This is a genomic window from Pseudomonas sp. LRP2-20 (genome assembly GCF_024349685.1).
Classification (GTDB): Bacteria; Pseudomonadota; Gammaproteobacteria; order Pseudomonadales; family Pseudomonadaceae; genus Aquipseudomonas.
Genome location: NZ_AP025944.1, coordinates 1,491,067 through 1,512,738, shown reverse-complemented (window position 1 = coordinate 1,512,738; position 21,672 = coordinate 1,491,067). Strand labels below are relative to the sequence as shown.

Here is a 21,672-nt window from a genome sequence, read left to right as displayed (position 1 = left end):
ATGAAACGGTTTGAACTATAAAAATCGTCATTTTATTGGCGAAAAGCAGGATTTTTTGTGACCAGGGAGAAGTAGCCCCATGCGCGTTCCAACCCCCCTCGCCAGCGCAATGCTGGTAGCCATGGCATGCACGAACGTCGAGGCGATGTCCCTCAACGAAGCTATCCAGAGTGCCGTGGACTACCACCCGCAGATCAGCTCCAACCGCAACAGCAAGCTTTCGGCCGATGAGGACGTCAAATTCGCTCGTGGTGGCTACTACCCGACCGTCGACCTGGTGGCAGGTTATGGGCGCCAGCGTTCGGACAACCTCAATACCCGTGGCCTCAACCCGGACGGCACGACCAACCACAACAAGGAGACCTTGAACTACACACAGTCGGAACTGCGCCTGCGGCAGATGATCTTCGACGGCTTCAACACCGCCAATGAAGTGGGCCGCACCGAGGCAGTGGCGACTTCTCGGGCCTACTACACCCAGGCCATCGCCCAAGATGTAGCCTTGCGTACCGTCGAGGTGTACCTGGAAGTGCTCAAGCGTCGAGAGTTGGTGGACCTGGCCAGGAACAACCTGCAGGCACACCTGCGCGTCAACGACCAGATCGGCCTGCGCAGCGAACGCGGCGTTGGCAGCACCGCCGACCTCGACCAGTCCCGCGCCCGTCGCGCCCTGGCAGAAAACAACCTGGATACCGCCGAAGTCGACCTCGCCGATGCCGAAGCCAACTTCTACAGCGTGGTAGGCCGCGTGCCTGACGAGCTGGAAGGGCCGCAGTCGATCAAGGTGGAAATACCCGCCACCCTCGATCAAGCGCGCGAAGGCATGCGCCAGAACAACCCGTATCTCAAGTCGGCCCAGGCCGACGTCAACGCCGCCGAACAGCAGTACGAAGTGGCCAAGTCGCCGTTCTACCCGCGCCTGGACGCCGTGCTGGCCACCGGCGCCAACAACAACATCGGCGGCGAGAAAGGCCACAGCAACAACGACTGGCAAGCTGGCGTCGAGCTCAGTTACAACCTTTTCCGTGGCGGCAGTGACAAAGCCCGGCTGCAATCCGATGCGCACAAGATCAACCAGGCCCTGGACATCCGCAACAACGCGCTGCGCGAGCTGACCGAGAACCTCAGCCTGTCCTGGAACGCCATGAACAACGCCCGCAAGCAGACCCCGACCGCGCGTGAGTACGCCGAAACCACCCAGCGCGTACGGGCGGCGTACCAGGACCAGTTCGGGCTTGGCCAGCGCACCCTGCTCGACGTGCTCGACAGCGAAAACGAGCTGTACAACGCCAACCGCCGCTACACCGAAGTGCGTTACACCGAAGAATTCTCGATGTACCGGGTGCTGGCGACCATGGGTGAACTGCTGAACAAGCAACGCATTTCGCTACCACCGGAGGCTATCGCCAACAACGAGGTCAGGACCGAGGCCAGATTGCCCGACATGCGCTGAGCGTCGAGCACACTGGCACGGATCGCCTGCACAGCAACCCATCCACCCTGGCGGGAGTAGGCCATCGTGACCAGTATGCAAAGCGCGCAGCCGCGCCCGGATGTCGATGACCCACTGCTTGATGGCCTGCTGATCCTGTGCCGGCTGCACGGCCGCCCGGCCAGCCGCGCCAGCCTGTGCAGCGGCCTGCCCCTGGCCCAGCAGCGTCTCGGGGCCGATCTGCTGCCGCGGGCCGCGGCGCGTGCCGGCCTGCAAGGGCGAGTGCTGGAACGGGCGCTGGATGACATATCGGCGCTCAACCTGCCTGTGCTGCTGTTGCTCGGCAATGGCCGCAGCGCGGTGTTGCAACGCTGGGGCGATGACGGCCGTGCGCTGATCCTGCCCTGCGAGGCCGAAGGCGGCGAGCAATGGGTCGAGCGTGAAGCGCTGCAGCAGGCCTACAGCGGCCACGCCCTGTTCGCCCGCCCGCGGCATACCCTGGAAGACGTGCGCTCCCCGCTGCTGCCGCGGGTCAACGCCTGGTTCCGCGACACCCTGCGCCATTCCCGCTGGCTGTATGGCGACGCCCTGCTGGCCAGCCTGCTGATCAACCTGCTTGGCCTGATGGTGCCGCTGTTCGTCATGCAGACCTACGACCGCGTGGTCCCCAACCAGGCGCTGTCGACCTTGTGGGTGCTGGTCGCCGGCCTGTTCATCGGCACCGCCTTCGAACTGGTGCTGCGCATGGTCCGCGCGCACCTGCTGGACCAGGCCGGCAAGAAAACCGACCTGATCCTCTCCGCCACCCTGTTCGAGCGCATCACCGGCATGGCCATGAAGGCCAAGCCCGCCACCATCGGTGGTTTCGCCCAGAGCATCCATGACTTCCAGGGCCTGCGTGAATTCCTCACCGCAGTCACCCTGACCAGCATCATCGACCTGCCCTTCGTGGCCCTGATGCTGCTGGTGATCGGCCTGCTCGGTGGCTGGCTGGTGCTGATCCCGCTGATCGCCTTCCCGCTGGCGGTGGGCTTTGCCCTGATCATCCAGGCCCGCCTGCGCGACACCGTGCAGAAAAGCCTGAGCCTCGGTGCCGTGCGCCAGGCCCTGCTGATCGAAACCCTGGGCGGCCTGGAAACCCTCAAGGCCTGTGGCGCCGAAAGCGAGCGCCAGTACCAGTGGGAGCACACCAATGCCGCCATCGCCCGCCTCGACGCCCACGCCCGCAACCTGTCATCGCTGGCCAGCAACGGCACGCTGTTCATCCAGCAATTCTGCGGCATGGCCACCATCGTTGCCGGGGTCTATAGCATCATCGCCGGCAACCTCAGCGTCGGTGCCCTGGTCGCCAGCTACATGCTCGGCAGCCGGGTGCTCGCGCCGCTCGGCCAGATCGCCGGGTTGATCACCCGCTACCAGCAGGCGCAGCTGACCATGCGCAGTACCGACGCCCTGATGGCCCTGCCCCAGGAGCGCCAGCCCGACCAGCAGGCACTTGAACACACCACGCTCAAGGGGGCGCTGGCGCTGAGCCACGTCACCTTCCGCTACCCAGGGCAGGTCAGCCCGGCGCTGCACGATGTGCAACTGGCCGTCACCCCCGGCGAGCGCATCGGCATCATCGGCCGCAGCGGCTCTGGCAAAAGCACGTTGGGGCGCCTGTTGATGGGTTTTCATCACCCCGATGAGGGCCAGGTTCTGCTGGACAACCTCGACCTGCGCCAGCTGGACATCGCCGACTTGCGCAGCCAGATTGGCTACGTTGCCCATGACCTGCCACTGCTGGCCGGCAGCCTGCGCGACAACCTGACCCTGGGCGCGCGCCACATCAGCGATACGCGCATGCTCGAAGTGGCCGAACTGACCGGCGTCAGCGAGCTGGCCCGGCAGCACCCGAACGGTTTCGACCGCCCGGTGGGCGAGCGTGGCCAGTTGCTCTCCGGTGGCCAGCGCCAGGCCGTGCTGCTGGCCCGTGCGCTGCTGCTGGAGCCACCGATCCTGATCCTCGACGAACCCACCAGCCACATGGACAACAGCAGCGAAGAACAACTGCGCCTGCGCCTGCTGGGCTGGGTGCCGGGCAAGACCGTGCTACTGGTCACCCACCGCACCTCGATGCTCAGCCTGGTGGACCGGCTGGTGGTGCTGGACAACGGCAAGATCGTCGCCGACGGGCCGAAGGATGCGGTGATCGACGCCCTGCGCAAGGGCCGTATCGGCTCGGCCCTTTGACTCAACATACTCGACCCCTGTGGGAGCGGGCTTGTCACTGAGAAAAGTGAGGTGGGCCATGTCCTTGAACCACAATATCCGCAGCAGCCATGGCACCGACAAGCGGGCCGAGCACGACTACATGCCGGAACTGGCCGGTGCCACCCTGCAGGACTCGCCTCGCCTGTCGCGCCTGACCGTGTGGCTGGCCGCGGCGCTGCTGCTGGTGGCGCTGGTCTGGGCCAGCCTGGCGGTGCTCGACGAAGTGACGGTCGGTGAAGGCAAGGCGATCCCGTCGAGCAAGGTGCAGGTGGTGCAGAACCTCGAAGGCGGTATCGTCACCGAGATCTTTGTGCGCGAAGGCCAGATGGTCGAAAAAGGCGCCACCCTGCTGCGCCTGGACGACACCCGGTTCAAGTCCAACAAGGGCGAAAGCGAGGCTGACCGCTATGCCCTGACCGCCCAGGTCGAGCGCCTGTCGGCAGAAGCCGAAGGGCGCCCGTTCGTGCTCTCGGACGAAGTGCGCGCCAAGGCGCCCCAGGTCGCCGACGACGAGATCGCCCTGTACGGCTCGCGCCAACGGCGCCTGGCCAGCGAAAAACAGACCCTCAACGAACAGCTGCGGCAGAAGAACCAGGAACTGGCCGAGTTCCGTTCCAAGGTCGATCAGTACCGCTCGGCCGTGGCGCTGCTGCAGCAGGAGACGGACATGTCGGCGCCGCTGGTGAGCAAAGGCGCCATCTCTCCGGTGGAGATCCTGCGCCTCAAGCAACGCACCGTGGAAGCCCGCGGCCAGCTCAATGCCACCAGCCTGGCCATCCCCCGCGCCGAGGCGGCGATCGCCGAGATCAAGAGCAAGATCGAAGAGTCCGATGCAAGCTTCCGCTCGGACGCGGCCAAGGAGCTCAATGACAAGCGCACCGAGCTGTCCAAGATCACCGCCACCAGCATCGCCATCGACGACCGGGTCAACCGCACGACGGTGGTGTCGCCCGTGCGCGGCATCGTCAAGCTGCTCAAGGTCAACACCATTGGCGGCGTGGTGCAGCCGGGCAGCGACCTGGTGGAAATCGTGCCGATCGAGGACAACCTGCTGATCGAGGCCAAGGTGCGCCCGCAGGACGTGGCCTTCCTGCACCCGGGGCAACCGGCGATGGTCAAGTTCAGTGCCTATGACTACACCATCTACGGCGGGCTCAAGGCCAAGCTGGAGCTGATCAGCGCCGACACCGTGACCGATGACAAGGGCAATGCGTTCTACCTGATCCAGGTGCGGACCGAGAAGAACCACCTGGGCGGGGACAACAAACCGCTGCTGATCATCCCCGGGATGGTGGCCACGGTGGATATCATCACCGGGCAGAAGAGTGTGCTGGATTATCTGCTCAAGCCGGTGCTCAAGGCGCGGACCGAGGCATTGCGGGAAAGGTGATTGGTTTGGATTGCGTGAGGGCGGGCAGGTGCATGTCGGGAGATTTTCTGCGCCTGTGAGATCGAGCGCCGCCCGCGCGGCGCATCGCGAGCTGCGCTCGCTCCTACGTTTGTTTCGGGCCAGTTATTCCTGGGGGATTTGCGCGCGGACGCCTTGGCGCATGGTGCGGTATCGCGTCGTACCAACAAGGCGGTCGCGCGCGCCTGCCACAGGCGTTACTGGCCCGAAACAAACGTAGGAGCGAGCGCAGCTCGCGATGCGCCGCGCGGGCGGCGCTCGATCTCACAGGCGCAGAAGATGCCAAGGCATGCACCCTCAAGCTCCAAATCACGCCAGCGGAGAACGAATACGAGGATCCTGGCAGGGCTCAAGGTAAGCATGCATGAAACTCCAAGTTAGGTTGGCTGCCACACATCGTCGCCAAACAATTGGGTGGCAGCTGTACGCCAAACCCGGTCGCGGAATGTGCCGCGACAGAGGGATTTATCCCTCCAAGGACTTTACGGTAAGCGGCGAAACCACCTCTATTGCCTATTCAACATGTAGGAAATCACTTTCATTCACCATGGTTTCGCTCGAACACATCAGCGCCCATCGCCTTGATCTGCCCTTCGATCAATGCCTCGAACGGCCGTAGCAACTCATCGAAACCGGCTGGCTGTTCCAGCACGTTCAACGCCTGCACCACCGCCTCGATGGTCGACACCGCCCCCGGCTCTGGCGCCTTGCGCAAGCGATAGCGGGAAGGTGCCACCTCGGCCAGGGTCACCCGGGGCAGCGCCTCCAGCAGCGGGTTCATGTACAGCAGCTTGCGGGCCTTGCGCCAAGTGCCGTCGGGGACGATCAGCATGAATGGCCTGTGGTCCGTTTCGTCGTAGGCTGCCAGCGCTTGTGCCTGCTCACCCGGGAACAGCAGCACAGGCCGATAGCCTGGGGTAGCCAACAGTTCGGCAAGGTCAGCAAACATTTCCCCCACCCGCAGTTCGGCATTGACCAGGCCCAAGGCGGCCAGGCGGGCGGTATTCAGCGCATGGGCGGTTTCACTGGGGTGCTGCAGCAGGACCACGCGGGTGCGGCTGTCGAGGCTGGGGATCAGTGGGCAGAGGCAATGGTCGAGCGGGCGCTGGCAGCGTTCGCAGCGGGGTCTGGGCATGGGGGTCTCCGTTGGCGGAGGGATTTTGCCACAGGCTGGAAAATTGGGCCCGCTTTGCGGGCCATCGCCGGCAAGCGCGGCTCCCACAGGGATATCGCAGACCTTGAAGACAGCGCTGATATCGCAGGCCTTGAAAACAGCGCTGTACCTGTGGGAGCCGCGCTTGCCGGCGATGGGCTGCAAAGCAGCCCCAAGGGCCTCAGCGGTTGAACCGCTCCGCCAGGCTATGCAGGTACTCGGCCATGCGTTCCAGATCCTGGCTGATCTCGGCCCCTTGCTTGGCCTGCCCCGCCGACTGGTCGCACAGCTGGGCAATGCGCACGATCTGTTGGTTGATGTCCTCGGCCACATGGCTCTGCTGCTCTGACGCCGTGGCCATCTGCTGGCTCATGCCAGTGATGCGGCTGACTGCCTGGGCGATCCCGGCCAGCGCCGTCTGCACCGCCTCGACGCTGTGCACGCTGTCTCGCGAAATCTGCTCGCCACGGCTGGCGCTGCTCACCGCCCGTTCGGCCCCGGCACGCAGCGAGGCGATGATCTGGTGGATCTCGTCAGTGGAAGCGCGCGTACGCCGGGCCAGCGAGCGCACCTCGTCGGCAACCACGGCAAAGCCCCTGCCCTGTTCACCCGCCCGCGCCGCCTCGATCGCCGCGTTGAGCGCCAACAGGTTGGTCTGTTCGGCAATCGAGGTGATCACATCGACCACACTGCCGATCGACTGGGTCTGCTCGGCAAGGGCATTGACTGCCTGGCCGATATCGCTGACCGCCTCGCTCATGCTGCCCATGGCCTTCAGGCTTTGCTGCGCCAGCTGGCTGCCGTGCTGGGCCAGTTGGTCGGCATCGCCGGCCGCGTGGGCGGTACTCTGCACGTTGTGGGTGACCTCCTGAATGGTCGCCGCCATCTGCGCGATGGCCGTGGCCGACTGGTCGGTCTCGCTGCGCTGGCGGTCGAGCATCTGCGCCTGGGCATCGGACAGGTCAGCCGATTGCGCGGCCCGTGACTTCACGCCGACGCCGGCATCCACCAGGCGGGTCAGTGCGGTTTGCAGGCGTGCCTCTTCGCTGATGATGGCGAGGTCGAGCTGGCCACGCAGACCAGGGTTGTCACTGTAGGTCAGGGCCACCAGTGGGCTGGTGAACGCTTTTGGATGCTCCGCGAGCGTGCGGCGGATTGCCTGGTGCTGCTGATGCTCGATCAGGTACCAGGCCACCAGCAAGCTGGCCATCAGCACCCCCAGAGCCCCATAAGTCGGCAGCCACAGGTAGCCGGCCGCGGACAACAGACCCGCGCCGATCAGTGGCCAGCCATGCCCCAGAAGCTGGCCCAGCCGGGCCGCCGCTGGCACCGCCGACTTGCCCCCGCGCAATCGCGCATAGAGCACTTCGGCACGGCGGATCTGCTCACGGGTCGGCACCGAACGCACCGACTCGTAGCCGCTGATGCGGCCATTTTCGTAGATCGCCGTGACATAGGCGCTGACCCAGTAGTAATCGCCGTTCTTGGCGCGGTTCTTGACCACGCCCATCCAGGGTTTGCCTTGCTTGATGGTTTCCCACATGTGCCCGAATACCGACGGCGGCATGTCGGGATGGCGCACCAGGTTGTGCGGCTGGCCGACCAGCTCGTCATAGGTGAAGCCGCTGATCGCCACGAAGGCATCGTTGCAATAGGTGATGCGGCTGTTGAGGTCCGTGGTGGAGATCAGGCGCTGATCGCTGGAAAAAGTTCTTTCATGCTCAGTGACGGGCAAATTCATGCGCATCTTGGGGCGGTCCCTGCTCGTATAGATGGAGGGCATCACAGCAATTAGAGGTTTAGCAGAACGCCATCACCGGAGCGGCCAGCCTGGTGTAGGAAACGGACTACTTTCCGACGAGCTGCACTCATCACCCCACATAGAGCTGGCTTTTGAGCAGGTCGCGGAAGGTCTGAATCAGCGGCTCGCGGCTGCGGCCACGACGGATGATCAGCGAGAATGGCGCCTGATAGCCGAAAGTGGCCGGCGATAGCACCCGCAGGTCGCCCTTGTCCGCCCACGCCTGGGCATAGTGTTCGGGCAGGTAGCCAATGTAGGCACCAGAGAGGATCAGGATCAGCTGCGCCTCCATGCTCTCGACCGTCGCCGCGCTGTGCTTGAAGCCATGCCGGGCCAGCTCGGCCTGGCTCCAGTACCCGCGCCCGACCATGCGCTGCTGGGTCACCACCTGTTCGGGGATGCGCCTCTCGGCGAACAGCGGATGGCGGCTGCTGCAATACAACCAGTGCTGCTCACGGTACAGCGGTTGGTAGAGCAGGCCGCTCATGCGCGAGGAGAACGCACCAATGGCCAGGTCCAGGCGGTTGTCCTGCACACCCAGCTGCAGTTCGTAAGGGCTGGACACCGACAGGTGCAGGTGCACGGCGGGGTGCTCCTGACTGTAGGCGCCGATCACTTCGGCCAGTGGCAGCGCGCGATCGCCCACCGTGGAGTCGATCACACCGAGGTTGAGGGTGCCGCGCAGCTCGCCCTTGAGCGCTGCGGCGTACTGCTCGAAACCATCCAGCTCGGCCAGCAGGCGCAGCGTCTCCTGGTGGAACAGTTCACCCTTGCTGGTCAGGCTGAAGCCGCCGCGGCCGCGGTGGCACAACACGATACCCAAGGCGCCTTCGAGCTGGCTCATGTAGGTACTGATGGCCGAGGTCGACAGGTTGAGCTCGCGCTGGGCATTGGCGAACCCCTGGTGGCGTACCACGCTGACGAAGATGCGCAGCAGTTTCAGGTCGGGCAAGGTCGATGCCATGGTGCAACGGTTCCGCAACGGTATATGCGCGCAGTCTAACCGCTCCCGCCGCCTTTAGTTCAGAAATTCCTGAAGTAAGTATTTGCCGGTAGCGATTCTTCCTACGCACTACCTTGCGCAGACTTGGCCGCAATGACCCTGCCCGCCGGCATATCCAGACTTCAAAGGCGTGCGGCGGCACAGGTTCGAACAAACAGAACAATCGACCGACTGATGAGGCCCACCGTGGACAAAGTTCTCCACCAACCACTGGGCGGCAACGAAATGCCGCGTTTCGGCGGCATCGCCACCATGCTCCGTCTCCCCCACCTGCAAACAGCCGAAGGCCTGGACGCCGCGTTCATTGGCGTACCGCTGGACATCGGCACCTCGCTGCGCTCCGGCACCCGTTTCGGCCCACGCCAGATTCGCGCCGAATCGGTGATGATCCGCCCGTACAACATGGCCACCGGCGCCGCCCCGTTCGACTCGCTGTCGGTGGCTGACATCGGTGACGTGGCAATCAACACCTTCAACCTGCTCGACGCCGTGCGCATCATCGAAGAAGCCTACGACGAGATCGTCGAGCACAACGTCATCCCGCTGACCCTGGGTGGCGACCACACCATCACCCTGCCGATCCTGCGCGCCCTGCACAAGAAGCACGGCAAGATCGGCCTGGTGCACATCGATGCCCACGCCGACGTCAACGACCACATGTTCGGCGAGAAGATCGCCCACGGCACCACCTTCCGCCGCGCCGTGGAAGAGGGCCTGCTCGATTGCGACCGCGTGGTGCAGATCGGCCTGCGTGCCCAGGGCTATACCGCCGACGACTTCAACTGGAGCCGCCGCCAGGGCTTTCGCGTAGTGCAGGCCGAAGAGTGCTGGCACAAGTCGCTGGAACCGCTGATGGCCGAAGTACGCGAAAAGGTCGGCGGCGGCCCGGTGTACCTGTCGTTCGACATCGACGGCATCGACCCGGCCTGGGCCCCAGGCACCGGCACCCCGGAAATCGGCGGCTTGACCACCATCCAGGCGATGGAGATCATTCGCGGCTGCCACGGCCTGGACCTGATCGGCTGTGACCTGGTCGAAGTCTCCCCGCCTTACGACACCACCGGCAACACCTCGCTGCTCGGCGCCAACCTGCTGTTCGAGATGCTCTGCGTACTGCCGGGCGTCGTGCGTCGCTGATACCGCTGTACCCCGGCAGGAGCCATGAGGGAGGGCCATAGAGGCCCGCCAACACAAGACAAGACCGCCGGGCGCCGTGAACACGCCTTGCGGTCGATCTCGCCATAATAAAGATAATCGGGAGACCCCCAATGGCCTTGGACATCATTGTTGTAATGATCTATACCGCCGGCATGCTCGGGCTGGGCTGGTATGGCATGCGGCGCGCAAAAACCCACGAAGACTACCTCGTGGCCGGGCGCAACCTCGGCCCGACCCTGTACATGGGCACCATGGCCACCACCGTGCTCGGCGGCGCGTCCACGGTTGGCACCGTGCGCCTGGGCTACGTCCATGGCATTTCTGGCTTCTGGCTGTGTGCCGCCCTGGGCCTTGGCATCATCGCCCTCAACCTGTTCCTCGCCAAGCCGTTGCTGCGCCTGAAGATCTTCACCGTCACCCAGGTGCTGGAGCGCCGTTACAACCCCATGGCCCGCCAGGCCAGTGCGGCGATCATGCTGGCCTATGCGCTGATGATCGGCGTCACCTCGACCCTGGCCATGGCAACCGTGCTGCAAGTGCTGCTCGACCTGCCCTTCTGGGCGTCGCTGCTGCTTGGCGGCGGCGTGGTGGTGGTCTATTCGACCATCGGTGGCATGTGGTCGCTGACCCTCACCGACATCGTCCAGTTCGTGATCAAGACCGTTGGCCTGATGTTCATCCTGCTGCCGATCTGCCTGTACAAGGCCGGCGGCTGGGATACCCTGGTGGCCAAGCTGCCGGCGGCCAGCTTCAGCTGGACCACCATCGGCTGGGACACCATCATCACCTACTTCCTGATCTACTTCTTCGGCATCCTGATCGGCCAGGACATCTGGCAGCGGGTCTTCACTGCCCGTGACGAGAAGGTCTGCCAGCGCGCCGGCACCACCGCAGGTGTGTACTGCGTGCTGTACGGCCTGGCTTGTGCCCTGATCGGCATGTCCGCGCATGTGCTGATGCCGGACCTGGCCAACCCGAACAATGCGTTTGCCGAGATGATCAAAGGCCAGCTGCCCGATGGCATTCGCGGCCTGCTGATGGCTGCGGCCCTGGCAGCCATGATGTCCACCGCCAGTGCCGGCCTGCTGGCAGCCTCGACCACCCTGACCGAAGACCTGCTGCCCAAGCTGCGGGGCGGCAAGCAATCGAGCCTGGGCGTCAGCCGCCTGTTCACCCTGATCACCGGCCTGGTGGTGTTGGCCATCGCCCTGGCAGTGAACGATGTGATCAGCGCCCTGACCCTGGCCTACAACCTGCTGGTCGGCGGCATGCTGATCCCGCTGATCGGTGCGATCTTCTGGAAGCGTGCGACCACCTCCGGCGCCATCGCCAGCATGACGCTGGGCTTTGCCACCGCACTGTTCTTCATGTTCAAGGACGGGCTGGATGCCAACACGCCGATCTACTACAGCCTGGCGGTTGGCCTGGTGAGCTTCGTGCTGGTGAGCGTGCTGTCGCGCAAGCCGGTGGGTGAAGTGAAGCTGGCCTGATCGATCGCATCAGGTTCTTCGCGGGCAAGCCCGCTCCCACAGGATCGCAACAGGCCTTGAAGCCATGCGATCCCTGTGGGAGCGGGCTTGCCCGCGAAGAGGCCCGCACAGGCGAGACAAATCTTGCAGAAACAAAAAGGCCGCAGCATCGGTCAGATGCTGCGGCCTTTTGCATTTCAGCGACGACGCGGCTGGCGCTGGCGCTGCTCTTCATCAGTCGGGATCGGCACCGGCTGCAAGGGTGGTGGAATCAGCCCCAAAGCGACGGCCAGGTCGTGGAGCCAGTTGAACATTTGGTTTTTCATAGTGCCCCCTTGACGGGTCAGCCTCACGGCAATTCAATCCTGCGATGTTTCATACAGATCATAGTCCGATGTCCTGTACTACGCATGCTCTTGTTCCTACAGATATGGCCTAGCTTGACGCGGATCAAGCGGAAACGGCGCATTCCGACGACTGGTTAATCGTTTCGCTTTGTTGCAAATCGATCCAGGCCTGCAAATTCGCCCCGCGCATGCCCTGGCGCCACATCAGCCAGGTTTCCGCGTGATCGAATGGCGATTGCAGGCGGTGGGCGCGAACCCGGTCACGCCCAGGCAGGCTGTCGAGCATCGATTGCGCCATCAACGCCACCCCTGCACCCGCGATCACGCAGGCCAGCATGCTCTGGTACGACTCGATTTCCATCACTCGCCCCATGGGCGTGTGGTCATGGGCGTACCAGGCCTCCAGGCGCATCCGGTAGGAACAGCCCTGGCGGAAGGTGAACACCGCCTTGCCCGCCACGTCCTTGGCACTGCGCACCGCCGGGTGCTCGGGGCTGGTGATCAGCACCAGCACTTCATCGCACAGCGGCACACCATCCAGCCCGGCCAGGCTCGGCGGGCCGTCCACCAGCGCCGCATCCAGCCGATGGCTGAGCAAACCTTCAAGCAGGTCGCCGCTGGGTGCCGCCTGTACCTGCAGGTTCACCGCCGGGTATTGCTGGTGGTAGCGCGCCAACAATGCTGGCAAGTGGATGGCGGCGGTGCTGTACATGGTGCCCAGCACAAAATCGCCGGCCGGCTGCCCACCCTGCACCGCCGCCACGGCTTCATCATGCAGCGCCGCCAAACGGTTGGCGTAATCGAGCAACACCTTGCCAGCGGGCGACAACTGCAGGCGCTGGCGCTCACGCAGGAACAGCTCCACCCCCAGTTGCTCCTCCAGTTGGCGCAGGCGCGTCGACAGGTTCGACGGCACCCGGTGCAGGCGCTCGGCGGCGCGGGTTACCGAACCTTCCTCGGCCACGGCCTGGAAGATACGCAGTTGGCTGAACTCCATTGCATTCTCCAAAACAGAACAACTTGATCATCATTATTCAATTTTATTGAAAGTCAATCCGCCCTAACCTGCCATCCATCGCATTGATTCGCGCAGGAGATTCCTCATGTCGCCGTTCGTACAACTGCTGGCCAGCGCCGTGGCGCTGATGATGGCCATGGGCATCGGCCGCTTTGCCCTCACTCCGCAATTGCCACAACTGATCGCCGAAGGCCAGTTCGACCTCACCGCCGCCGGGCTGGTCGCGGCAGCCAATTACCTCGGTTACTTCCTCGGCGCCGTGGACGCCATGTACGCCCGCCGGCCTAACCAGGTAAAACTGCGCCTGCACGGTGGCCTGTGGTTGTGCGTGCTGCTGACCCTGGCCTCCTGGGCTGCGGACGGATTCTGGAGCCACCTGCTGCTGCGCTTCGGTACCGGCGTGGCCAGTGCCTGGGTGCTGGTGATGATCACAAGCCTCAGCCAGCAAGTGGCCAATGCCCACAACCGTCAGCGCCTCGGGGCACTGGTGTTCGCCGGGCCTGGAGTGGGCATTGCGCTGACCGGTTTGCTGGCACTGGTCGCGCATCTGCTGGGGCTGGGTTCGGCGGCACTGTGGCTGGTCTATGCCGTTGCGGCGCTGGTCATGCTGCTGGCTGTACGCCCCTGGCTGCCTCGCGCGCTGCAACCTGCCGTGGTACCCGCCGCCTCGCAGCCGGGGCCGACCCGCAGCGTCGGCATCGGCCGCCTGGGCCTGGTCTATGCCTTGTACGGTGTGGGCTACATCCTGCCGGCCACCTTCCTGTCGCAGATGGCCAACCAGCAGTTCGGCGGCAACTGGATGGCTGACCTGTTCTGGCCAGCGTTCGGCCTGGCGGCGGCACTCGGTGTGGTGCTGGTGAGCCTGCGCCGGACGGGCCGCACTTCGGCCTGGCTGACGCTGACCCTGTGGTTGCAAGGCTTGGGGGTTCTGGCCTGCCTGATGGGCGGGGGTGTTGGCCTGGCACTGGGTGTGGTGCTGTGCGGCGGGCCATTCCTGGCGTGCATGCAACTGGTGATGCAGCGCTCGCGGGAACTGGCACCGCATGCCACGCAGCGCAATGCCGGGCTGCTGACCGCGTGCTTTGCCCTCGGGCAGTTGAGTGGGCCGCTGCTGGCAGCGCTGAGCAACCATTACAGCGGGAGCCTGCAGCCGGCGCTGGTGCTGGCTGCGGCGGGATTTGGAGTGGCAGGCGTGCTGATCTTGACCAGCGTACGAAGCCGTCAGGGTTGCCAGGCAGCAACCCGAATAGCCTGAAGTTCAGAGGTTTTCAGTACCGGCCCTTTCGCGGGCAAGCCCGCGAAAGGGCCGGTACTGGCAAACTCTAACCCACAAACCTGCGCAATTGCTGCTTCACCCAAGGCTCGGCACTCACCAGAATCACGCCCAGCAGCACCATCACTGCCCCAACCACGAAATTCAGACTCAACGGCTCACCCAACAGCACAACGCCGAAGGTGACCCCGAACAAGGGCGTGATGAACGAAAACACCGCCAGGTTGGAAGCCAGGTACTTGCGCAACAGCCAGAACCAGGTCAGGTAGCTGATGAACGACACGACGATCCCCTGGAACAGCACGCTGCCCACCGCCAGCGGCGTCAATCTCACATCGCCAATCTGCCCGCTGACCAGGGCGATCAGCAGCAAACCGGCAAACCCCACCGCCAACTGATAGAACAGGGTCAGGGTCGCCGGTGCCTCCGACAGGCGCGAACCACGCACCACCACCGTGGTCGCGCCCCAGGCCAGCCCGGCGAGCACGCCTAAGGCATCGCCCAGCAGCATGCGCCCATCCATTTCGGCGAACGACAGCCCCCCCGCAAATGCCATCGCAATCCCGGCAAAGGCCAGCAAGATACCCAGCCACTGCAATAACCGCAGCCGTTCGCTGGGCAACATGAAGTGCAGGCCCAGCGCCGTGAACACTGGCGCGGTATAGAGGAACACCGACATGTGCGCCGCCGAGGTCAGTTTCAGCCCCTCGGCGATGAACAGAAACTCCAGCCCGAACAAGCCACCGGCCAGCAGCCCTGCTCGCCAGGTAGTGCCCAGCTGTTCCCAGCCGCCACGCCAGCAGATCATCGCGCCCACCAGCAGCGCGGCAATGCAGTTACGCAGGGCGGCTTGCATCACCGGTGCGATATCCACCGCCGCGGTCTTGATCAGCACCTGCTGGCAGCCCCAGATCAGGCACAGCCCCAGCATTACCTGGAAGGCAAAGGCATCGGGGTTCTTGCGGGCCGCGCTCATGGGCGGGCCTTTTGGGTAGTCGGGGGCATGGGCAATGGCTCGGCAGTCTTCAAGGAGTACCGATTATCGGGTTTCCCGGCCCGCCCTTGCCAGCCTCAAAACGACCTCAAGCGATTTGCGCCTTGGCCGACACCTGGTCGAAGGTATTCTCGTCCAGCCCGTCTTCCTGCTCATCCAGCACCTGACGCGGGTGCTCGAAGCCCGGAATGCTGCTGTCGATCAGGCTCAACAGCCGCGAACCACGCTCGGTGAGCACGAAATTCTCGCCATTGCCGCCATCCTCTTGCGGCCGGCTCTCGATGAAGCCGCGCTCGAACAGCAGCTTTTCGTATTCGCAGGCACGGGTCTTGAGGTGGTCCAGGTCGCCCACCTGCTGGCCTTTGGCGGCCAGTGCCGCAGCATGCTGCTCGGCATAGGGGCGTGGCGTGAAGCTGTGACCGGCGCCGTTCTGCACTTCGTGCAGCAAACGCTCGATCAGGTCCCAGTCGTAGGTGCTGCTCATGGAGATGGCCTCCTGCTGTGGACGAAGGGGGTACACAGGTTGGGACCTGTTGGCAGGCGGGAGTGTTCCAAAAGTTACCTAGACACGAATCTTGCCGAATGTGACTACGACAGAATCCGGAACTGGAACGGCATGACGCAAGGTCGCTCACATCAGGTAACAAGTGGCAAAAGGTAGAAACTATTTGCTGCGTCCCGCGAATGTATTTTATAAACTACATTCGCCCGATGAAAAAATTAGAATCCAGCAGTTTCAGAAAATGGATAGTCGGGCTTCGAGATGCCAATGCGAGGGTCAGGATCATCTCCCGCATCAATCGGCTTGTGGAAGGCATGCCAGGCGACGTCTCTCCCGTTGGCCAAGGTATCAGTGAACTGAGGATTCACTATGGTCCGGGTTACCGGGTGTACTTTCACCAATCGGGTGATACGTGGGTAATTCTGCTTTGTGGTGGTGACAAAAGTAGTCAACCAAGAGATATCAGGGCTGCCCACCAGATTCTGCGTTCGTGGAGGATGCAAAATGACTGAGAAATTCTTCGAATTCGATCCAGCGGATTACCTCACCACACCTGAGGCAATAGCGCATTTCATGACAGATGCGCTGGAGACAGGCGATGCTGGCTATGTTGCGAAAGCCGTCGGCGTCGTGGCACGGGCCAAGGGAATGAGTGAGTTGGCAAAAGAGACTGGCCTTTCCCGTGAACAGCTTTATCGCTCGTTCAGCGAGCATGGCAACCCAACGCTCAAATCCTTTCTGGCAGTAATGAAGGCACTGGGCATAGATATGGCGGCCAAACCTCACCTTGCCCATTGAGCATCAGCTATTTTTCGCCAGGTAATTGATAAACAACCGAAACAACTCCGCATTCCCAGTAATCAGCTTGGCCACATCCACTCGGTTTCGGTCAGCTGGCCCTGAAGGATATCGACGAAGGAGCCGAGGGGGATCGCGGTAAATACCCAGAGGTATAGCCACCGGTCGTTGCCGCTGAACTAACCGTCTGCCAAGCGCCTCCACCGGGCATCACCCCCGCCGGAGGTAGAAAGGATGAAACCGCTGCTGCGCATCGCCTGTGCCACCGCCCTGTGCTGTGCCCTGCCCGCCTGGGCCTGCACGCCGGAAGAAGCGACAGAGAAACGTGAAGAGCTGGCCGGATTGGTCACTCAGCTGACCGAGCAGAACCCGCAGAAGGCCAAAGAGATCAATGATGAGCTCCAGGGGATGGAGCTGGGGACGGCGAGCAAGGACTTGCCCGACAAGTGTCAATTGATCGACAAGCGGATCAAGGAGCTGAAACAGGCGGAGAAAAAGGCTGAATAGGTAATAGCCTGTGCTGGCTTCTTCGCGGCGGTTCTACGCGAAGAAGCCAGCACCGCTATCGAATATTACTCAGCTGCCGGCTTGCGCTTCTTCAGCGGCGCCAGGCCATCGGAGCTGGCCAGCGGCGCATTCGGCCGTGGCTTGGCGGTCGGCTTGCGCTTAGCAGCAGCCTTTTTCTCGCCAGTCTTCTTGTCGACCTTCTTCTTCTTGGCGCCCACCGCCTTGCCCGAGGCCTTGACCTTCTTCGGCCCGCTGTAGGTGCCCTTCACTTCCTTGATCACCCGGCGCTCGAACTGCTGCTTGAGGTAGCGCTCGATGCTGGACATCAGGTTCCAGTCATTGTGGGTGATCAGCGAGATCGCCAGGCCTTCACCACCGGCACGGCCGGTACGGCCCACGCGGTGCACGTACTCGTCGCCGCTGCGTGGCATGTCGAAGTTGATCACCAGGTCCAGGCCGTCGATGTCCAGGCCACGGGCCGCCACGTCGGTGGCGACCAGTACCTTGGAGCTGCCCTGCTTGAAGCGCTCGATGGCCAGCTTGCGGTCCTTCTGGTCCTTCTCGCCGTGCAGCACGAAGGCTTTCACGTCCTTGGCCACCAGGTGGCCGTAGATGCGATCGGCCAGGGCGCGGGTGTTGGTGAAGATGATCGCCTTGTCGAAGGTCTCGTTGGCCAGCAGCCACTGCACGATCTGCTCTTTGTGCTGGTCGTGGTCGGCGGTGATGATCTGCTGGCGGGTGCCTTCGGCCAGCTGCGAGACGCTGTTGAGCATCAGGTGCTCAGGGTCTTTCAGGACCTTGCCGATGATGTCGCGCAGGGCCGCGCCGCCGGTGGTGGCGGAGAACAGCAGGGTCTGCTCGCGGTTCTCGCACTCCTTGCACAGGCGCTCCATGTCCTCGGCGAAGCCCATGTCGAGCATGCGGTCGGCTTCGTCGAGGATCATCACTTGCACGTGGGACAGGTCGAGGTTGCCGGCGTTGAGATGCTCGAGCAGGCGGCCCGGGGTGCCGATCAGCACGTCCGGCACCTTGCGCAGCATGGCGGCCTGTTCCTTGAAGTCTTCACCGCCGGTGACCAGGCCCGCCTTGATGTAGGTGAACTGCGAGAACAGTTGCACTTGCTTGAGAGTCTGCTGGGCCAGTTCGCGGGTCGGCAGCAGGATCAACGAGCGGATCTCTACCCGCCCGCCTTTCAGGTCGACCAGGCGGTTGAGCAGCGGCAGGACGAACGCCGCGGTCTTGCCGCTGCCCGTCTGCGCGGTCACGCGCAGGTCGCGCCCTTGCAGGGCCAGGGGGATGGCCGCGGCCTGCACCGGGGTTGGCTCGACAAATTTAAGCTCGGCCACGGCTTTAAGCAGGCGTTCGTGCAGGGCGAATTGGGAGAACACGGAGGTAACCTCAGGCAAGTGCGGGAAATTCAGTTGCATAGGGTAACGTTTTCTGCCGCCTTAGCCGAATTTCTTTTAGCAACTTTCTCGCCATCCGCGCTCTAATGGCGCTTCGTTTCGCTGCAATAGACCGGTTTACAAGCTTATGGACATCCAACGCATCTGGCGTGACAGCCTCGACCTGTGGGGCACCCTCGACCAACATCCACTGCTCCACGCCGCCATCGGCCTGGCGGTGCTGCTACTGATTTCCCTGGTCCTCGGCCGCCTGGCGCGCTTTCTGGTGCTGCACAGCGCGCGCCTGCTGGCCCGGCAGGCGGCGCTGAAGTGGCTCGACGACCTGCGCCATAACAAGGTGTTCCACCGCCTGGCCCAGACCATCCCGTCGCTGGTGATCCAGTTCGGCCTGAATCTGGTGCCGGAACTGTCCGACACCGCCCAGCACTTCCTCGGCAATGTCGCCCTGGCCTTCACCCTGCTGTTCATGACCATGGCCCTGTCGTGCCTGCTCGATGCCCTGCTGGACATCTACGCCCGCACCGAACACGCCCGCACCCGCTCGATCAAGGGTTACGTGCAACTGGCCAAGATGATGCTGTGGATCTTCGCCTCGATCGTCATCGTCGCCACCCTGATCGACCGTTCGCCGCTGCTGCTGCTGTCGGGCCTGGGTGCGATGTCGGCGGTGCTGCTGTTGGTGTACAAGGACACGCTGCTGTCGTTCGTCGCCAGCGTGCAGCTGACCAGCAACGACATGCTGCACGTGGGCGACTGGATCGAGATGCCGCAGGTCGGCGCCGATGGCGATGTGGTCGATATCACCTTGCACACGGTCAAGGTACAGAACTTCGACAAGACCATCGTCTCGATCCCGACCTGGCGCCTGATGAGCGAGTCGTTCCGCAACTACCGCGGCATGCAGCAGTCCGGCGGGCGACGCATCAAGCGCAGCCTGTTCATCGACGCGGCTGGCGTACGTTTTCTGACCCATGATGAAGAGCGGCGCCTGAGCCAGGTGAGCCTGCTTGGCGACTACCTGGCCGGCAAGCGCCAGGAACTGCAACGCTGGAACGAGGCCCTGGGGCCGGTGGCGGAGCTGTCGGCCAACCGCCGCAAGCTGACCAATATCGGCACCTTCCGCGCGTTTGCCCTGGCCTACCTGAAGAACCACCCCAACGTGCATCCCAACATGACCTGCATGGTGCGGCAGATGCAGACCACCGCCGAGGGCGTGCCGCTGGAGATCTACTGCTTTACCACCACCACGGCGTGGGCGGAGTACGAGCGGATCCAGGGGGATATCTTCGATTACCTGCTGGCGGTGCTGCCGGAGTTTGGCTTGAGCCTGTACCAGCAGCCGAGTGGCAATGACATGCGGGTGGGGTTGGCTGGGCGCGCGGTGCCAGAGCCGATGCCGCGTCGCCTTGAAGAAATGAACGAGGTTTGAGATTGCCGGGGCTGCGTTGCAGCCCCTTCCCCTTTCAAGGCCGAGTCAGATACCTAGCTTGCCAGAAGCGGTTTGCTTTCGCGGGCGTGGACCATGCAGTAGAGCGCGCCAGCCAGGATCAGCCCCATCGCCCAGCTGATGTCCGCCCCCAGCCACTCGGCCACGAAGCCCGTGTAGAACGACAGCTTCATGAACGGGATGGTCCCGATGATCGCTACGGCATACACCGCCAGGCTTCGACGATTGAAGCAGCCGTAACGCCCCTTGGCGTCATACAGTGCCCCCACGTCATACTGGCCTCGGCACACCCAGTAGTAATCCACCAGGTTGATCGCGCTCCATGGAATCAACAGGTACAGCTGGCCGATCAGGATGTCGGCAAAGAACGTATCGAAATTGTATTGGGTCGCGATGGCGATCAGCGTTGCCGCTGCGGTCAGGCCAGCCATCACCAGCGCCTTGGCAGTTGCGCTCACACGCCTGATGGTCTTGAAGGCGCCGAAGATGGTGACCGACGACATGTAGGCGCTGTACAGGCACAACACGTTGTACTGGATCACCCCCAGCGCAATCACAGCCAGTGCCAACGGCGCCCAGGGGCCAAACAAGCCGGCAATGGCGGTCGCAGGATCATGCCCCAGTGCCGAGGGTAACTCCACGGCCACCAGCGCGCCCAATGCCATCATGGCGAAGGAACCCAGCGCACAACCGCAATAGGTGGCCCAGAAAGTGGCGCGAGGGTTGACGTTGGCTGGGAGGTACCGCGAATAATCGGCCACATAGGGGCCATATCCGAGCGTCCACGAGGCGGCCTGGGCCACGATCAGGTTGAAGGCGGTGAATGAAAAGCCCGTGCTTACCGCCGCTGTGCCTGTCAGGTCGCCGGGGTGCAGCAGGATCAGCACCAGGGCGCCGGCAAAGACCAAGGTCGACAGCAGGCTCATCCACGCCCCCAGGCGGTGGATCAGTTCGTAACCGACAAAGCCGATGATGAAGGTCAGCACACCGACCACCACGATGGCCTGGTCATTGCTCATGGGCACCAGCGCCTGCACGGCATTGCGCATCAGCACGCCACTGGCGGCAAGGAACAGTACAGCGGCCGTGACCATCACCAGCAAAGGCAGCGCCGCACCATGGACACCGAACTGGGCGCGGCTCTGGATCATCTGGGGCACGCCCAGGTGCGGGCCTTGGGCGGAGTGCGCGGCCATGAACACGGTGCCGATCAGGTTACCGACCAACAAGCCCAGCAAGGTCCAGCCGAAACTCAGCCCCGACGCAGCGCCCAGGGTGCCGACCATCAGTGCGGTTATCTGGAAGTTGGAGCTGAACCAGACGGTGAACAATCGTTTAGGCGTGCCATAACGCTCAGCGTGTGGGACGAATTCGATACTTCGCGTTTCTAGCTTCACGCCGGTCTCCCGATTTCATTTTCATGATTATCGGGTAGGCACCGGCGGGGTTTGGGTTCATTAACGAACGCGCCTTAGCTAGCTGCGTCATGCCTTGCTTGATAACGTCAGGCTCTGCCCAGGCGGCTCATCCACAACAACGCCAGGATCACCGCCCCGCCGATGAGCAGCCTGCCAGTGGCTCGGGCTGGTTCCAGATAAGCAAATTGGCTGAGATAGCCCGGGGCTGCTTTGCAGCCCATTCGCGGGTAAACCCGCTCCCACAGGTGCCGCGCAGCCCTCAGGCCTGCGCAGATCCCGTGGGGG

The 21,672-nt window shown here is 63.4% G+C and carries 19 protein-coding genes; 10 read left to right on the top strand and 9 right to left on the bottom strand.

What is annotated here, in order from left to right; genetic code table 11:
* The first annotated feature begins 79 nt into the window (after positions 1–79).
* From OCX61_RS06710 to OCX61_RS06700, 3 genes are all read left to right on the top strand, one after another.
* Positions 80–1,453, top strand: coding sequence for a TolC family outer membrane protein (locus tag OCX61_RS06710; RefSeq protein WP_261943117.1), 1,374 nt, complete (start codon positions 80–82; stop codon positions 1,451–1,453).
* A 75-nt stretch (positions 1,454–1,528) separates the two neighbouring features.
* Positions 1,529–3,664 (top strand): type I secretion system permease/ATPase, encoded by a 2,136-nt coding sequence (locus OCX61_RS06705; protein WP_261944274.1) that lies wholly within the window; start codon positions 1,529–1,531, stop codon positions 3,662–3,664.
* A gap of 58 nt (positions 3,665–3,722) precedes the next feature.
* Positions 3,723–5,075: an HlyD family type I secretion periplasmic adaptor subunit gene (locus tag OCX61_RS06700; protein WP_261943116.1), complete on the top strand. Its 1,353-nt coding sequence runs from the start codon at positions 3,723–3,725 to the stop codon at positions 5,073–5,075.
* Between the two features lie 556 nt (positions 5,076–5,631).
* On the opposite strand, the gene OCX61_RS06695 is transcribed toward OCX61_RS06700, so the two are convergent.
* From OCX61_RS06695 to OCX61_RS06685, 3 genes are all read right to left on the bottom strand, one after another.
* On the bottom strand, positions 5,632–6,228 hold the full coding sequence (locus OCX61_RS06695) for a tRNA-uridine aminocarboxypropyltransferase (RefSeq protein ID WP_261943115.1): 597 nt from the start codon (positions 6,226–6,228) through the stop codon (positions 5,632–5,634).
* Positions 6,229–6,427: 199 nt separating this feature from the next.
* Positions 6,428–7,993, bottom strand: coding sequence for a methyl-accepting chemotaxis protein (locus OCX61_RS06690; RefSeq protein ID WP_261943114.1), 1,566 nt, complete (start codon positions 7,991–7,993; stop codon positions 6,428–6,430).
* 124 nt (positions 7,994–8,117) lie between these two features.
* Complete coding sequence (locus OCX61_RS06685) at positions 8,118–9,011, bottom strand: LysR family transcriptional regulator (RefSeq protein WP_027918723.1); 894 nt, start codon at positions 9,009–9,011, stop codon at positions 8,118–8,120.
* Positions 9,012–9,236: 225 nt separating this feature from the next.
* Between OCX61_RS06685 and speB the strand changes: the two genes are divergently transcribed.
* Positions 9,237–10,187 (top strand): agmatinase, encoded by a 951-nt coding sequence (gene speB, locus OCX61_RS06680; protein WP_261943113.1) that lies wholly within the window; start codon positions 9,237–9,239, stop codon positions 10,185–10,187.
* A 131-nt stretch (positions 10,188–10,318) separates the two neighbouring features.
* Positions 10,319–11,698 (top strand): sodium:solute symporter family protein, encoded by a 1,380-nt coding sequence (locus OCX61_RS06675; protein WP_261943112.1) that lies wholly within the window; start codon positions 10,319–10,321, stop codon positions 11,696–11,698.
* A 176-nt stretch (positions 11,699–11,874) separates the two neighbouring features.
* Here the strand turns inward: OCX61_RS06675 and OCX61_RS27205 are convergent, their stop codons facing one another.
* Both OCX61_RS27205 and ptrR read right to left on the bottom strand, forming a co-directional pair.
* The gene (locus OCX61_RS27205) at positions 11,875–12,003 is read right to left on the bottom strand and encodes a PA1414 family protein (protein WP_308451135.1); all 129 of its coding nucleotides are present in this window, start codon (positions 12,001–12,003) and stop codon (positions 11,875–11,877) included.
* 124 nt (positions 12,004–12,127) lie between these two features.
* Positions 12,128–13,021, bottom strand: a complete 894-nt coding sequence (ptrR, locus tag OCX61_RS06670) for a putrescine utilization regulator PtrR (RefSeq protein ID WP_261943111.1) — start codon at positions 13,019–13,021, stop codon at positions 12,128–12,130.
* 106 nt (positions 13,022–13,127) lie between these two features.
* Here ptrR and OCX61_RS06665 point away from each other — a divergent pair, with 106 nt between their 5' ends.
* Positions 13,128–14,297 carry an MFS transporter gene (locus OCX61_RS06665; RefSeq protein WP_261943110.1) on the top strand — a complete coding sequence of 390 codons (1,170 nt, stop codon included), beginning with the start codon at positions 13,128–13,130 and terminating at the stop codon, positions 14,295–14,297.
* Between the two features lie 67 nt (positions 14,298–14,364).
* Here the strand turns inward: OCX61_RS06665 and OCX61_RS06660 are convergent, their stop codons facing one another.
* Positions 14,365–15,291 carry a DMT family transporter gene (locus tag OCX61_RS06660; protein ID WP_261943109.1) on the bottom strand — a complete coding sequence of 309 codons (927 nt, stop codon included), beginning with the start codon at positions 15,289–15,291 and terminating at the stop codon, positions 14,365–14,367.
* Positions 15,292–15,397: 106 nt separating this feature from the next.
* Entirely contained in the window at positions 15,398–15,793 is a 396-nt protein-coding gene (locus OCX61_RS06655) for a transcriptional regulator (RefSeq protein ID WP_261943108.1), read from the bottom strand.
* Between the two features lie 227 nt (positions 15,794–16,020).
* On the opposite strand from OCX61_RS06655, the gene OCX61_RS06650 reads away from it, so the two are divergent.
* The 3 genes from OCX61_RS06650 (at position 16,021) to OCX61_RS06640 (ending at position 17,116) form a co-directional block, all read left to right on the top strand.
* The gene (locus OCX61_RS06650) at positions 16,021–16,323 is read left to right on the top strand and encodes a type II toxin-antitoxin system RelE/ParE family toxin (protein WP_261943107.1); all 303 of its coding nucleotides are present in this window, start codon (positions 16,021–16,023) and stop codon (positions 16,321–16,323) included.
* A complete protein-coding gene (locus tag OCX61_RS06645; protein ID WP_085675807.1) occupies positions 16,316–16,609 on the top strand; it encodes an addiction module antidote protein in 294 nt (97 codons plus the stop codon). Before OCX61_RS06650 ends, OCX61_RS06645 begins: the two co-directional genes overlap by 8 nt.
* A 234-nt stretch (positions 16,610–16,843) precedes the next feature.
* Positions 16,844–17,116 (top strand): ribosome-recycling factor, encoded by a 273-nt coding sequence (locus tag OCX61_RS06640; RefSeq protein WP_261943106.1) that lies wholly within the window; start codon positions 16,844–16,846, stop codon positions 17,114–17,116.
* Between the two features lie 65 nt (positions 17,117–17,181).
* Here OCX61_RS06640 and OCX61_RS06635 read toward each other — a convergent pair whose 3' ends face one another.
* Complete coding sequence (locus tag OCX61_RS06635) at positions 17,182–18,543, bottom strand: DEAD/DEAH box helicase (RefSeq protein ID WP_261943105.1); 1,362 nt, start codon at positions 18,541–18,543, stop codon at positions 17,182–17,184.
* Between the two features lie 106 nt (positions 18,544–18,649).
* Here OCX61_RS06635 and OCX61_RS06630 point away from each other — a divergent pair, with 106 nt between their 5' ends.
* A complete protein-coding gene (locus tag OCX61_RS06630; RefSeq protein WP_261943104.1) occupies positions 18,650–19,951 on the top strand; it encodes a mechanosensitive ion channel family protein in 1,302 nt (433 codons plus the stop codon).
* Positions 19,952–20,004: 53 nt separating this feature from the next.
* Here OCX61_RS06630 and OCX61_RS06625 read toward each other — a convergent pair whose 3' ends face one another.
* The gene (locus OCX61_RS06625; protein WP_261943103.1) at positions 20,005–21,366 is read right to left on the bottom strand and encodes a purine-cytosine permease family protein; all 1,362 of its coding nucleotides are present in this window, start codon (positions 21,364–21,366) and stop codon (positions 20,005–20,007) included.
* Positions 21,367–21,672: the final 306 nt, after the last annotated feature.

What these genes read in the sequence shown, in the direction of transcription:
- OCX61_RS06695 (WP_261943115.1), bottom strand. Translation starts at nt 6,228, where the DNA reads ATGCCCAGACCCCGCTGCGAACGCTGCCAGCGCCCGCTCGACCATTGC.
- OCX61_RS06705 (WP_261944274.1), top strand. Translation starts at nt 1,529, where the DNA reads ATGCAAAGCGCGCAGCCGCGCCCGGATGTCGATGACCCACTGCTTGAT.
- OCX61_RS06665 (WP_261943110.1), top strand. Translation starts at nt 13,128, where the DNA reads ATGTCGCCGTTCGTACAACTGCTGGCCAGCGCCGTGGCGCTGATGATG.
- OCX61_RS06635 (WP_261943105.1), bottom strand. Translation starts at nt 18,543, where the DNA reads ATGCAACTGAATTTCCCGCACTTGCCTGAGGTTACCTCCGTGTTCTCC.
- OCX61_RS06675 (WP_261943112.1), top strand. Translation starts at nt 10,319, where the DNA reads ATGGCCTTGGACATCATTGTTGTAATGATCTATACCGCCGGCATGCTC.
- OCX61_RS06650 (WP_261943107.1), top strand. Translation starts at nt 16,021, where the DNA reads ATGAAAAAATTAGAATCCAGCAGTTTCAGAAAATGGATAGTCGGGCTT.
- ptrR (WP_261943111.1), bottom strand. Translation starts at nt 13,021, where the DNA reads ATGGAGTTCAGCCAACTGCGTATCTTCCAGGCCGTGGCCGAGGAAGGT.
- OCX61_RS06700 (WP_261943116.1), top strand. Translation starts at nt 3,723, where the DNA reads ATGTCCTTGAACCACAATATCCGCAGCAGCCATGGCACCGACAAGCGG.
- OCX61_RS06630 (WP_261943104.1), top strand. Translation starts at nt 18,650, where the DNA reads ATGGACATCCAACGCATCTGGCGTGACAGCCTCGACCTGTGGGGCACC.
- OCX61_RS27205 (WP_308451135.1), bottom strand. Translation starts at nt 12,003, where the DNA reads ATGAAAAACCAAATGTTCAACTGGCTCCACGACCTGGCCGTCGCTTTG.
- OCX61_RS06690 (WP_261943114.1), bottom strand. Translation starts at nt 7,993, where the DNA reads ATGCGCATGAATTTGCCCGTCACTGAGCATGAAAGAACTTTTTCCAGC.
- OCX61_RS06645 (WP_085675807.1), top strand. Translation starts at nt 16,316, where the DNA reads ATGACTGAGAAATTCTTCGAATTCGATCCAGCGGATTACCTCACCACA.
- OCX61_RS06710 (WP_261943117.1), top strand. Translation starts at nt 80, where the DNA reads ATGCGCGTTCCAACCCCCCTCGCCAGCGCAATGCTGGTAGCCATGGCA.
- OCX61_RS06640 (WP_261943106.1), top strand. Translation starts at nt 16,844, where the DNA reads ATGAAACCGCTGCTGCGCATCGCCTGTGCCACCGCCCTGTGCTGTGCC.
- OCX61_RS06655 (WP_261943108.1), bottom strand. Translation starts at nt 15,793, where the DNA reads ATGAGCAGCACCTACGACTGGGACCTGATCGAGCGTTTGCTGCACGAA.
- OCX61_RS06685 (WP_027918723.1), bottom strand. Translation starts at nt 9,011, where the DNA reads ATGGCATCGACCTTGCCCGACCTGAAACTGCTGCGCATCTTCGTCAGC.
- OCX61_RS06660 (WP_261943109.1), bottom strand. Translation starts at nt 15,291, where the DNA reads ATGAGCGCGGCCCGCAAGAACCCCGATGCCTTTGCCTTCCAGGTAATG.